Source organism: Hymenobacter sp. J193 (genome assembly GCF_024700075.1).
Taxonomy (GTDB): domain Bacteria; phylum Bacteroidota; class Bacteroidia; order Cytophagales; family Hymenobacteraceae; genus Hymenobacter.
The window spans coordinates 1,086,304-1,099,127 of the sequence record NZ_JAJONE010000001.1; the positions used below are offsets into that span (position 1 = coordinate 1,086,304).

Genomic DNA, 12,824 nt, shown 5'->3' on the forward strand with positions numbered 1-12,824 from the left:
TTATCTATTGGCGTCGAGGTAGCCTTCGGTGAAGACGCGGTACTGGTCGAAGATGGACCGGACGTTGCGGCGCACCACGACCTCGCCCCGCACGCCCTGCGGCACCGATACGCCTGAGGCATAGCCATTCCACACGGCCCGGTTGGTGCGATAGTCAATGAGCGTGACCAGCAGAGTGCCCTCCCGCAGCAGCAGCCGTTGCGGCTGGTAGCCTTTGCGCGAGTCCTTGGGCGTTTCATCGGTTTCGGCCTGCCCCGAGGCCAGCCACGCCGTCAGCTCTTCCTGCGCAAACCCCCGAAAGCGCAGGTCGCCATCGTAGATCCGAAAGCTCACGAGCAGGTCCGGGCGGTTCTTGGCCGGCTTGTAGCCCTGGGAGCGAAGCCGGGTGCGAATGGCGTCGCGCAGCACTTCGCCCAGGGCGCTGGTATCAGTAGCCAGATCATTGCCCGTCACGAAGTCGTAGGTGCGGTAACGGCGAAAGTTGCCGCTGTAGCTGTAGTCGGACTCAATTCGGGCTTCGCGGGCGGCAAAGCAGCCGCTTAAACCAAGAGCAAGGGCCAGCAGGGTAACGGTTGCGGGTTTCATAGGCAGCGGGAAAAGCAGAAAATCAGGGGGTTTAAGGTAACTGATATACGTAAGGTTATTCCCTGATTTTTAGCTTATATAGCCGAACAGCCTAATATAATTTTGGCATTGCTGCTGGCCGGCCGTCTGTGGGGCCGGCTTATTCTTTTTCCCGGCCGCTGGTAGGCGTTTCGGACGCTGCCCGGAAAGCCGTAACTTTCCCTTTCGTTCCCGGCCTTTTTGCTTTGCTATGCTACCGTTTTACCTCAACAACCAGCTCATCCGTACCGACCAGCCAGCCGGCAGCGCCCTGCTCGACTTCGTGCGCTACCACCAGCACCTGACGGGCACCAAAATCGGTTGCCGTGAGGGCGACTGTGGCGCCTGCACCGTGCTGGTAGGCGAGCTGGCCCCGGATGGCACCACGGTGCAGTATCAGTCGATGACGTCCTGCCTCACGCCCCTGGGCAACGCGCAGGGCAAACATGTGGTCACGGTGGAAGGTATTAACGCGGCGCGGGGGAAGCTCACGCCGGTGCAGCAGGCCATTGTGCAGGAAGGCGGCTCTCAGTGTGGTTTCTGCACGGTAGGCTTCGTGATGTCGCTCACCGGCCACGCGCTTAGTCCCAAGCCCAGCACCCCGGAAACCGCTATGGCCTCCATCGACGGCAACATCTGCCGCTGCACGGGCTACAAAAGCCTGGAGCGGGCCACCCAGCACTTGCAGCAGCAGTTAGAGCAGCGCCCAGCTTCTTCCCCGCTCTCCTGGCTGGCCGAGGAAGGTTTTGTGCCGCGCTATTTTGCTGATATGCCCGCCAAGCTCACGGCCCTGCGCAGCGCGGCCACGGGGGAGCAGAGGCTTCCGGTACCCTCCAGCCCGGCCCAGGTATCGATGCGGAAGCCGCGGCCCGTGCTCAGATTCTGGGCGGCGGCACCGACTTGCTGGTACAGCGCCCCGAGCAGGTACGCGCCGTACCGGTAGAACTGGTCTACGACCAACATAGCCTGCGCGGCATCCGGCGGGAAGGCGACACGATCATCCTGGGAGCAGCCACTACGGCGCAGCAGCTTCTGGAATCGGAGGTGATGCTGGCGGTGCTGCCCGAGCTGCCCCGGTTTCTGAAGCTGGTGAGCAGCACGCCCATCCGGCAGATGGGCACCGTGGCCGGCAACTTCATCAACGCCTCTCCCATTGGCGACCTGACCATTTTGTTTCTGGCCCTGGGCGCGGAAGTCGAGCTGGAAAGTGCCGTCGGTCAGCGCCGCACGCTGCCGCTTGCGGAGCTGTACCTGGATTATAAGAAGCTGGCAAAAACCGCCGATGAGCAGGTAACGGAAATCCGCTTTCCGGCTCCGCAACCAAACGACCTTTTCAACTTCGAGAAAGTATCCAAGCGCACCCACCTGGATATTGCCAGCGTGAACTCGGCTGCGTGGCTGCGCATCGACTCTGGCGTAATTCAGGCAGCCCGCCTTGCGGCCGGGGGCGTGGGGCCGATTCCCCTGCTGCTGCGCCGCACCTCGGCGTGGCTGGTGGGCCAGCCGGTTGCCGCCGAAACGGTGCAGCACGCCCTCACCCTGGCCCAGCAGGAAATCAGCCCGATTTCGGATGTGCGCGGCACCGAGCACTACAAGCGGCTTTTGCTGCACCAGCTGCTCACGGCTCACTTTGGTGAGATGGTGAAATAGTGAAATGGTGAGTTGATATTCAAAACGCGCCATCTGCGCAAACAGCGCCAGCTCAACGTCAGACTCACCACTTCACCATCTCACTATTTCACTATTTCACCATCTCACCTTATGAACCACCTCGATCCGGCCCGCCACGTGCGCGGCGAGTCTCAGTACCTCGATGATATTCCGGTGCAGCACGGCACCCTGTACGCGGCTGTGGTGGAGTCGCCGGTGGCGCACGGCAAGCTGCTGAGCATCGATGCCACGGCGGCCCTGCAGCTACCGGGCGTGGTGCGCGTCCTCACGGCCGAGGACATTCCCGGTGAAAACCAGATTGGCGGCATCGTGCCCGACGAGCCCCTGCTGGCCGAGGGCCATGTCCATTTCCGCGGGCAGCCGGTGGCCCTGGTGCTGGCCGACTCGGAGCACGCGGCCCACGCGGCCCTGCGCCACGTGCGGGTAGAAGTCAGCCCGCTGCCCATCATCGTGGATCCACGGGAAGCCGCCGCCCAGGGCGAGCTGATTGTGCCGCCCCGCACCTTCCGCATCGGGGCGGTGGAGGAAGCCTGGGCGGGGTGCGCGCACGTGTTTGAGGGCGTGGCCGAATCGGGCGGGCAGGAGCATCTGTACATCGAAACCCAGGGCGCCTATGCCTTCCCCACCGAAATGGGCGGGGTGCGCATCGTTTCCTCCACCCAGGGGCCTACGGCCGTGCAGCGCCACACGGCGCGGGTGCTGGGCGTGGGCATGCACCAGGTGGAAGTGGACGTGACGCGCCTTGGCGGTGGTTTTGGCGGCAAGGAAGACCAGGCCACCACCTGGGGCGCCCTGGCCGCGCTGGGCGCTTTCGTGGTGCGCCGCCCGGTGAAGCTGGTGCTCGACCGCATGGCCGATATGCGCATGACCGGCAAGCGCCACCCCTACTCCTCCGACTTCAAAATCGGGCTGGATGCGGACCTCAAGATTGTGGCCTACGAGGTGACGTTCTACCAGAATGCCGGGGCCGCCGCCGACCTCTCGCCGGCCGTGCTGGAGCGGACGCTGTTTCACGCCACCAATGCCTACTTCATCCCCAACGTGACGGCCACGGCCTACAGCTGCCGCACCAACCTGCCGCCCAACACGGCTTTTCGGGGCTTTGGCGGCCCACAGGGCATGTTCGTGATAGAGTCGGCTATAGCCTGCGCGGCCGAAAAGCTGGGCGTGACGCCGGCCGACATTCAGCAGCGCAACCTGTTGCGCGAGGGCGACCTGTTTCCCTACCGCCAGCCCACCGAAGGCTGCCACGCCGAGCAGGCCTGGAACACCGCGGCGGAGCTGTACGACCTGCCCGTCCGGCGTCGGGAAGTGGCTGAATTCAATGCCGCGCACAAGCTGCAGAAGAAAGGGCTGGCCCTGATGCCTATCTGCTTCGGCATTTCCTTTACCAAAACCGCCATGAACCAGGCCCGGGCTTTGGTGCACATCTACACCGATGGCTCGGTGGGCGTGAGCACCGGCGCGGTGGAAATGGGCCAGGGCGTCAACATCAAGATTGCCCAGGTGGCCGCCCAAACCCTGGGCATTTCGATGAGCCGGGTGAAGGTGGAAAGCACCAACACCACCCGCGTGGCCAACACTTCCCCCAGTGCCGCCTCGGCCACCGCCGACCTCAACGGCAAAGCCACTCAGCTGGCCTGTCTGGCTTTGCGGGAGCGGCTGCTACGCCTCGCGGCCACCGAGCTGAAGATGAACTACGAGGGCCTGCAAATTGAAAACGAGCAGGTGCTGGCCGCCGGCAAACCCGCCGATACGACCTGGGAAAAGCTGGTGTCGGCGGCGTACTGGCAGCGCATCAGCCTCAGCGAAAACGCCCACTACGCCACGCCTGACCTGCATTTCGACGCTGAAACCAACCAGGGCTACCCCTTCGCCTACCACGTATACGGCACGGCCCTCACCACTGTGCGCGTGGACTGCCTGCGCGGCACCTACGAGGTAGAAGCCGTGCAGATTGCCCACGACTTCGGGCAGAGCATGAACCCGGCCGTGGACCGCGGCCAGATTGAAGGCGGCGCGGTGCAGGGCATTGGCTGGATGACCCTGGAGGAGCTGGTATTCAACGACGAGGGCCGCCTGCTCAGTAACTCGCTAAACTCCTACAAAATCCCCGACCTGTACTCGGCGCCCAAGGTGCTCGACGTGCATTTCCTAGATACGCCCGGCCACTCGCGGGCGGTGCTGCGCTCCAAGGCCGTGGGCGAGCCGCCGCTCATGTACGGCATCGGCACCTACTTTGCCCTGCGCGACGCCATTCGGGCCTTCAACCCCACGGCGGATATATCTTTTTCGGCCCCTATGACGCCCGAGAAGGTTCTCGTAAATTTGCACCCCGATTTCAAATTTACGCCCGCCCCCACCCCCGCTTGGAACTCACCCGCCCCACTCAACTCCGTAACCACCTCCGAGGATTCCTGATTTACGCCGCCGGCGACACGGCCGCGGCCCTGCTCCTGCACCAGTTTTCCTGGTTTCGTCTGCTGGGTATGGCCCTGGTTGGCGGCCTGCTCTACTCCACCGAAGTGCCCGCCTATTTCCGCTGGCTCGACCGACAGCAACCGGCTGCCGGGGCTACCACCCGCGTGAAGCGCTGGCAGCGGGCCGCCCTGTCGCTGCTGTACTTCAACCCGCTCTGGATTGCCCGGCACTACGCGTTCCTCGGTTTATTTGGGGGCGTGGCCGAGCCGATTTCCCTGGCCCTGCTGCCGGTAGCGGGCCGCTCGTTTCTGCTGAACGCCCCCGTGTCGCTGGCGGCTAACTACTACATTCAGAACCGCGTCACGGCCCAGCGGCGCTTTATGGTCAGTGCGCTTTTTTCGGGGCTGATGGCCGTTTCCTACGCGCTGGCCGCCGTGTGGCTGTAGAGAAGCCTAACGCAATAGCTGTCATTCCGAGCGGAGCGAGGAATCTGGGGTAATCGTCGCATTTGTTCAATGGTAGATCCAGATTCCTCGCTTCGCTCGGAATGACAGCGTAAACAATAGCCCCAACGACGAGACGCAAGTATGCGTCTCTACATCGTTCACCGGCTGCGAATCGGCCCAGCGCACAAATCACCGTTCCTCATCTTCTTACCACTTATCTCTGCCTGATGCAGCTTAACCTCCCCGACTACGGCCCTGGTGCCCAGGCTCCGGTGCCGCGTGAGACGGCCGTGTGGGAGTACGCCGCCGAAGCCTTGCGCCAGCAGGAGCCGGTGGCGCTGCTGTGCGTGCTGCACAGCCAGGGCAGCAGCCCCGGCCGGCAGGGTTTCAAGATGAGCGTAACGCGCACGGGCATGGCCGGCTCCATCGGGGGCGGGATGATGGAGCATAAGCTGGTGGAGTTAGCCCGTGCCCACTTTCTGCAGACCGACGCCGCGCCCGAAATCCGCCGCCAGGTGCACCGCCGCGACGAGCCCACGGACCGCTCGGGCATGATCTGCAGCGGCGAGCAAACCGTGCTGCTACTGCCCCTGCAGGCTGCTCACGCGCCCGTGTTGGCCGAAATCCTGCTGCGCCTGCGCACGGCCCGGCGCGGACAGCTGCACCTTACCCCGGCCGGCCTCCGCCTCACTGATACCCCAGCTCCCGCAGCCTTCAGCCTTGGCTATGACTGGCACTACGCCGAGCCGCTGGGTTTCCGGCAGCACGTGACTATCGTGGGCGGCGGGCACGTGAGCCTGGCCCTGGCCCGCATTCTGGCTACGCTGGACTTTGGTATCACGGTACTGGAAGAGCGGGCCGAGCTGAACACGTTTGTGGGCAACCACTACGCCCACCAGCGCCGCGCCGTGCGCTACGAGGCCCTGGCCCCGGAAATACCGGAGGGCCCGGAGCAGTTCGTGGTGCTGATGACCTTCGGCTACCGCACCGATTATGTGGCCCTAAAGCAGCTACTGCACCACCAGCTGGGCTACCTGGGCGTGCTGGGCAGCCAGGCCAAGATTGCCGATATGTGGGCCACGCTCCACACCGAAGGCGTTGCCGAAGCCACACTGGCGCGCATTCACGCGCCCGTCGGGGTATCCATCCACAGCCGCACGCCCGAGGAAATTGCCATCAGCATTGCGGCCGAGCTGATTGGGGTACGGAATGGAGCGAGGTGAACCGGTTTTATTCCCGGTAGCACGTCAATAGCAGTCGGCTCTCATCTATATCTAGAACAAACAGACCAATGCTATTTATAGAGTCCATTATCTGTACCAAGTCTTGGCTAACGTCATCATTCACAATTCTCAGGAAAATTAGAAGTTCTACCTCCCTATACCCAAAAGAGCCGTCATGCCCGTTTTCAAACCCTATTTGCCCATAGTCATCCAGGCACAATTCCCTTATCTGGGCATCTTGCAGGGTTTTGAATTATACCCTCATAATATCATTGGCATTTTCTATCAGCTCCATTAGTCGTATCCATTTAGAGTTTAACATAAGGTGCTAAGAGAATCTTGAAATAGCTTTTTCAATTTCTCGCTCATTTTGCTTGACGTATTTCTGCGCTTTTCTGGTTTTCATACTATTTATATAATGAAAACTATACCCCCCCTATTAATAGTTTTATTTAAAAACTAAATTTTTACTTTAATCATATAAAAATAGAACTATTGAAAACATACTCCATATAACCTGTTACGGTAAAATATTATTAACTGGAGTTAGTTATTCAACATAGCCTTCAACGTAATAGGTTTGAAATACCCTGTCTGCTGATGAGCCATTTTCAGCTTGTCAAATATTTGCATTAGTGACTTACTTTTTCCAGACCATTTATCTATGGTGGCATAAGCGCTATCCAGATAGATTACCGTTTTATGATAATTGACAAGCGTTCTAATAGAAACTTTGACAAATTCCATATTTTCACTGTCAACCAGCTCTGCTTTATGCTGAAAAACACATGCTCCTCGGTTGTCTTCTGAAGAAATATCAAACTCAGAATATATTACGCTAATCTTTATATACTTAAACCTACTTGCAACATCTCGGCTAATTGCTTCTTCAAACTGTCTACCCCACGAAGAAACTATTTGCTTGTTAACATCTGCAGTGTTGCAATTGTCAAAACAATTATTAACTCGCAAATATTCATCGAGTTCAAAAGTTATTTTATCTGTATTCAAAGGATACTCCATATCAATAGCAGGTAAGATTTGTGCTGTATGCAAGATAGCCCAAGCCTCCTGCCAAAACAACCTACCGATACCCTGCCGCTTGGAGCTGAAACAGCTCGGCGTAGCGGCCGCCGCGGGCCAGCAGCTCTTCGTGGGAGCCGATTTCCACGAACTGCCCGTTTTCGATGACCAGGATGCGGTCGGCCATGCGCACGGTGCTGAAGCGGTGGCTGATGAGCACGGCGGTTTTGCCCTGGGTCAGGTCCTTGAAGCGTTGGAACACCTCGTACTCGGCGCGGGCGTCGAGGGCGGCGGTGGGCTCGTCGAGGATCAGGAGCTGGGCGTCGCGCATGTAGGCGCGGCCGAGGGCTATTTTCTGCCACTCGCCCCCACTCAAATCCACGCCCTTGGCAAAGCGGCGGCCGATGATCTGGTTGTAGCCCTCGGGCAGCTTGCGCACCACCGAGTCGGCCAGGCTTTGGGCGGCGGCCTGCTCGATGCGGGGCTGGTTGTCTTTCTGCTCGATGCGGCCCACGGCCAGGTTCTGGCCCGCCGACAGCTGGAAGCGCACGAAATCCTGGAAAATCACCCCGATTTCCTGGCGCAGCTCGGCCGGGTCGTAGTCACGCAAATCGTGGCCATCGAGCAGGATGCGGCCCTCGGTGGGGTCGTAGAGGCGGGACAGGAGCTTGACCAGGGTGGTTTTGCCAGCCCCGTTTTCGCCCACCAGCGCCAGCTTTTCGCCGGCCTGCAGGGTAAAGGACAGGTTACGCACGGCCCACTTCTCGGCGTTGCGGTACTTGAAGCCTACGTTGTCGAAGGTGAAGCCCTGCTGGATGGGCCGGGGGAAGGGAAGCACGGGCCGCGAGTCGTCGCGGCGGATGCGGGGCTGCAGGTGGAAGAAGTCGAAGAAGTCCTGCAGGTACAGCGCGCCCTCGGCCACCGTGCTGAACCGGCTCAGGATTCCTTCGAGCAAACCGCGCATCCGGGCAAACGAGCCGGCCAGAAACGTGAGCTGCCCGATGCTGACGCGCCCGTACACGGCCTCCTTGACGATATATAGGTAGGCCGCGTAGTAGCCCGCCGCGCCCACCGCCGCGAAGAACGTGCCCCACCCGGCCCGCCGAATCACGAGGCTTTTGTTTTGCCGGTAGAACTCGTCGGACAGGGTGCGGAACCGGTCAATCAGAAAGCCCGACAGCCCGAAGATCTTCACTTCCTTGGCCGTTTCGTCGGAGGCGCCGGTCTGGCGCAGGTAGTCCAGCTCGCGGCGCTCGGGCGTCCAGCCGTGCACCAGGGAGTAGCTGCGCTCATTGAAGTGGGACTCGCCCAGGAAGGCCGGCACCACGGCTACCAGCAGCAGCAGCAGCAGCCAGGGGTTGAAGGCCGCCAGCCCCACGGCCAGAAACAGCATGGTGATGAGGTCCTGGGCCTGGGAGAGTACCTGGGCCATGAGCACCGTGCGTGAGAGGGTCTGGCGGCGGGCCCTCTCCAGCTTGTCGTAGAAGGTGCTGTCCTCGAACTGGTCGAGGTCCAGCTCGGCGGCGTGCTCCATCAGCCGCACCGAGGAGCGGTTGGCGAACAGGTCGCCCAGCAGGGAATCCAGCAAAGCCACGCCCCGGCCCAGGGCATCGGACAGAATAGCCAGCCCGAACTCCAGCGCCAGCAGGCTGAGCACGGGCGTGAGCGTGCGCTCGGGGGCGGGCAGGCGACTGAGCTGCACCACTGAATCCAGAATCAGCTGGGCCACATAGAGCATGGCCACCGGCAGGGCGGCCCGCAGCAGGCGCAGGGCGGCATTGGCCAGCGTGAGGCCGGGGCTGGTGTCCCAGATCAGGCGCAGAAAAGCCGGCAGGTTACGCAGGGCCGACACCCGCTCCCGCACCGAAAGCGCGGGCTTGCCATCGGGCCGGGGCTTTTTGGCGGAAATCGTGTTGAGGAAGTCAGAAAACCAGGACATAGGCTGAGCCTACGGCACACTTCGGGCCGCAGTTGGGGAGCGGCCGTTTTGGCAGAAATAGCGGGAACGGTGGCCAGTGCCAATGGGCTGGCTTACCTTTGCCCCAATGCCCACTCCTGCTTCTGCTCCCAAGGTCTACACGGCCGGCTTCTGGCTGATGTGCCTGTCGTCGTTTTTCTTTTTCATGAGCTTTAACATGCTCCTGCCCGAGCTGCCGGACTACCTCACGCGCATGGGCGGTGGCGACTATAAGGGCTACATCATTGCCCTGTTCACGGTCACGGCGGGCCTTTCGCGGCCGTTCAGCGGTAAGCTGGCCGATACCGTGGGGCGGATTCCGGTGATGGTGTTTGGCTCTTTGGTGTGCTTTGTGTGCGGCTTTTTCTACCCTTGGGCTACTACCGTAACCGGGTTTCTGCTGCTGCGGCTGGTGCACGGGTTCAGCACGGGCTTCAAGCCCACCGGTACGGCCGCCTTCATTGCCGATATCATTCCGCTTTCCCGGCGCGGCGAGGCCATGGGGCTGCTGGGCGTGGCGGGCTCGTTGGGTATGGCGGCCGGCCCGGCCCTGGGCCCCTATATCACGGCCACGTTTTCGCTCGACACCCTGTTTTACTGCTCCTCGGGCATGGCCCTGCTGAGCCTGGCCGTGCAGGGCACCATGACGGAAACCCTGCCCGTAGCCCAGCGGCAGCCCTTCAGCTGGAGTTTGCTGCGCCTGGAGTGGCACGAGGTGCTGGAGCCCCGCGTGTTCAAGCCCGCCCTGATTACCATGCTGTGTTTGTTTCCCTTCGGTGCCATTCTCACGGTAGTGCCCGACCAAAGCGTGGCCCTGGGCCTGAAAGGCGCCGATAAAGGCCTGTTCTATACCTGCTACACGCTTACCTCCCTGCTGGTGCGCCTGGTAGCAGGCCGGGCCTCCGATACTTACGGGCGGGTGCCCGTGCTGCGCATATCCACGGCGGTGCTGCTGCTGGCTTTGGTGGTGCTGGCGTTTATGGGCCAGTCGGTGGTGCTGTTCCTGCTCGGGGCGGTGCTGTTCGGACTGGGCGCGGGCCTCAACTCCCCTACCCTGTATGCCTGGACGGTGGATTTGAGCCACCCCGAGCGGCGCGGCCGGGCCGTAGCCACCATGTACATTGCCCTCGAAATAGGTATTGGCTTGGGCGCGCTGCTGGCCGGCTGGCTCTTCGACAATACCACCGCCCGCCTGCCCTACGTGCACATGCTCAGCGCGGCCCTGCTGCTGCTGGCGTTGGTGTACCTGCTGGTGGCCGTGCGCAACCGCCCGGCCACAGCGTAACGGGCAGCCCTCTTCAGAAAATAATATATAGGCTACGCGCGGCTTAGTGGCCGGATTATGTACATTTGGTGAAGAAGATACGAGGTGTGCCCGGCTGCCAGTAACAAGGCTGCACTCAATTCTTTAGGAGTTTATCCTTTGTCTGATTTAAGTAATATTCCCGGTGATTATCAGAGCTTTTTCCCGCCGCTGGCAGTTCTCTCTTCTATGCCTGCTGGTGCTGGGCACGCCCGCCGCGCTGGCCCAGGAAGCGCCCATCAAGTTCGGGAAAGTAACCGTCGCCGACTTCATAGCTGCCCCCGCCGACTCTGCTGCTCCGGCCGTCATGCTCTGCGACTTCGGGCAGTCGAAAATCGTTGGCGGACGCGAGGGTTTTCATCTGGAATTCGTGCGCACCGCCCGCCTGCTCATCCGGCGCAAAGCCGGCTACGAATGGGCGACCGTAGACGTGCCGCTTTACCGCAACGGCGAACAGGCAGAGCGGCTGAAAAACCTCAAGGGCAGCACCTATAACGTCGTGAATGGCAAGCTGGTGCAGGAGAAGATGGCCGACAATGCCATTTTCAAGGAAAACCAGGATAAAAACCACCTGCGCTACCGGTTCACGCTGCCCAACGTGCGGGAAGGCTCCATCATCGAGTTTACATACACGGTGGAGTCGGACTTCCTGTTCAACCTGCAGAACTGGCAGTTTCAGCACACCATTCCCACCCATTGGAGCGAGTACCGCACCATTATTCCGGCCTACTTCCGCTACAAGCAGATTACCCGCAGCTTCCTGCCCTTTGCCGTGCAGGAAGAGAAGGCCGTAGCTTATTCGGCGACCTTTACGCAGCGTATACCGGGCTCCGCCATCTCGGAAGACTACTCAATATCGACGCAGGCACTGAGCAGCCGCTGGGCTATGCAGCATGTGCCTGCCCTGAACGAGGAGCCCTACATGACGGCCATGCGGGACTATTTCTCGTCGATAGAGTTTGAGCTGTCCTCTATTCAGTATCCCAACCAGGAGCCGAAGGATGTAGCCGCTACCTGGGAATCGATAGCGGCCGACCTGCTGAAGGAAGAACAGTTTGGGGCCGACCTCAAGCAGAAGCCGCTGCTGGCTGCTCAGCTGAGCGGCCTGAGTTTGCGCTACCCCGACCCCAGGGAAAGAGCGGCTGCCGTGGTAGCCATTGTGCAGAATTCCCTCAAGTACAACGGCGAGGAGCGGCTGTACTTCGAGAAAACGCTGGCCGACGCGGTCAAGCGGGGCTTGGGCAATGCGGCCGAAGTGAATATGCTGCTGGTGCAGAGCCTACGTGCCACCGGGCTGGAAGCCCACCCGCTTATTCTCAGCACCCGCTCCCACGGGCATGTGCTGGAGTCGATGCCCGTGCTCAACAACTTCAACTACGTGGTAGCGCATATCACCCTGCCCAACAACAAGGAGCTGCTGGCAGACGCTACGGAGCCGGTAGTGCCCGTGGGCATGCTTCCGCGCCGCTGCCTGAACGGGAAAGGCCGCCTGCTGAAGTCGCCCACCGAAAGCCGCTGGGTTTCGCTCATGCCCCAGCACCAGCAGGTGCAGCTCTCTACCTCGGCGCTGGCCCTCCAGCCCAGCGGCGCCCTGAAGGGCACCACCCACTGGGAATGGAATGGCTACGAAGGCACCTCGGCCCGCATGACCGAGCCCAAGGAATTGGTTACCCAGTTGCAACATCAGCTGGGCGATGATACCACCCCGCCCTCCGCGGCCCAGTGGAAAAACCAGCAGGACCCTACCCGCCCACTACAGCTGGATCTGCCCCTGGTGCTGGAAGGAGCCGACGACAAGCCCGCTACCCTCTACCTGACCCCCCTGCTGCGCCTGGGCCTGAGCACAAACCCGTTCCGGTCGGAAAGCCGCTTTTTCCCGGTTGATTTTGGCGTTACCCGCGACGAAACGCACCAGCTCAGCATTACGCTGCCGGCGGGAATGGCCGTGGCGGAGAAGCCCCAGAGCCTTACCCTGGCCCTGCCCGAAAACGGTGGCAAGTTCTATTATAGCTGCACCCAGGAAGGCAATAAAGTGCAGTTTGTGAGCCGGCTGCAGCTAACCAAAGTGCAGTACAGCGCGGCGGAGTATACGGCTCTGCGGGAGTTCTACACCCGCATTGTGGCCAAGCATGCCGAGCCGCTGGTGCTCAGCACCGCCGCCCGTCCCTAGTCAGCAA

The 12,824-nt window shown here is 61.1% G+C and carries 10 protein-coding genes; 7 read left to right on the forward strand and 3 right to left on the reverse strand.

Going from position 1 to position 12,824, the window contains the following annotated elements; genetic code table 11:
• On the reverse strand, positions 1-585 hold the full coding sequence (locus tag LRS06_RS04665; protein WP_257870415.1) for a DUF4136 domain-containing protein: 585 nt from the start codon (positions 583-585) through the stop codon (positions 1-3).
• Between the two features lie 229 nt (positions 586-814).
• On the opposite strand from LRS06_RS04665, the gene LRS06_RS04670 reads away from it, so the two are divergent.
• From LRS06_RS04670 to LRS06_RS04690, 5 genes are all read left to right on the forward strand, one after another.
• On the forward strand, positions 815-1,546 hold the full coding sequence (locus LRS06_RS04670; RefSeq protein ID WP_257870416.1) for a 2Fe-2S iron-sulfur cluster-binding protein: 732 nt from the start codon (positions 815-817) through the stop codon (positions 1,544-1,546).
• Entirely contained in the window at positions 1,504-2,253 is a 750-nt protein-coding gene (locus LRS06_RS04675; RefSeq protein ID WP_257870417.1) for an FAD binding domain-containing protein, read from the forward strand. Before LRS06_RS04670 ends, LRS06_RS04675 begins: the two co-directional genes overlap by 43 nt.
• Positions 2,254-2,364: 111 nt before the next feature.
• A complete protein-coding gene (locus tag LRS06_RS04680; RefSeq protein WP_257870418.1) occupies positions 2,365-4,695 on the forward strand; it encodes a xanthine dehydrogenase molybdopterin binding subunit in 2,331 nt (776 codons plus the stop codon).
• Complete coding sequence (locus LRS06_RS04685) at positions 4,644-5,141, forward strand: hypothetical protein (RefSeq protein ID WP_257870419.1); 498 nt, start codon at positions 4,644-4,646, stop codon at positions 5,139-5,141. Before LRS06_RS04680 ends, LRS06_RS04685 begins: the two co-directional genes overlap by 52 nt.
• A 227-nt stretch (positions 5,142-5,368) precedes the next feature.
• Positions 5,369-6,364: an XdhC family protein gene (locus LRS06_RS04690; RefSeq protein WP_257870420.1), complete on the forward strand. Its 996-nt coding sequence runs from the start codon at positions 5,369-5,371 to the stop codon at positions 6,362-6,364.
• Between the two features lie 546 nt (positions 6,365-6,910).
• Here LRS06_RS04690 and LRS06_RS04695 read toward each other — a convergent pair.
• Together LRS06_RS04695 and LRS06_RS04700 are read right to left on the reverse strand one after the other, a co-directional pair.
• The gene (locus LRS06_RS04695; protein WP_257870421.1) at positions 6,911-7,387 is read right to left on the reverse strand and encodes a hypothetical protein; all 477 of its coding nucleotides are present in this window, start codon (positions 7,385-7,387) and stop codon (positions 6,911-6,913) included.
• 61 nt (positions 7,388-7,448) lie between these two features.
• Entirely contained in the window at positions 7,449-9,326 is a 1,878-nt protein-coding gene (locus tag LRS06_RS04700; RefSeq protein WP_257870422.1) for an ABC transporter ATP-binding protein, read from the reverse strand.
• Positions 9,327-9,432: 106 nt separating this feature from the next.
• Between LRS06_RS04700 and LRS06_RS04705 the strand changes: the two genes are divergently transcribed.
• Together LRS06_RS04705 and LRS06_RS04710 are read left to right on the forward strand one after the other, a co-directional pair.
• Positions 9,433-10,629, forward strand: coding sequence for an MFS transporter (locus tag LRS06_RS04705; RefSeq protein WP_257870423.1), 1,197 nt, complete (start codon positions 9,433-9,435; stop codon positions 10,627-10,629).
• A gap of 163 nt (positions 10,630-10,792) precedes the next feature.
• Positions 10,793-12,817, forward strand: coding sequence for a DUF3858 domain-containing protein (locus LRS06_RS04710; RefSeq protein ID WP_257870424.1), 2,025 nt, complete (start codon positions 10,793-10,795; stop codon positions 12,815-12,817).
• Positions 12,818-12,824 lie beyond the last annotated feature (7 nt).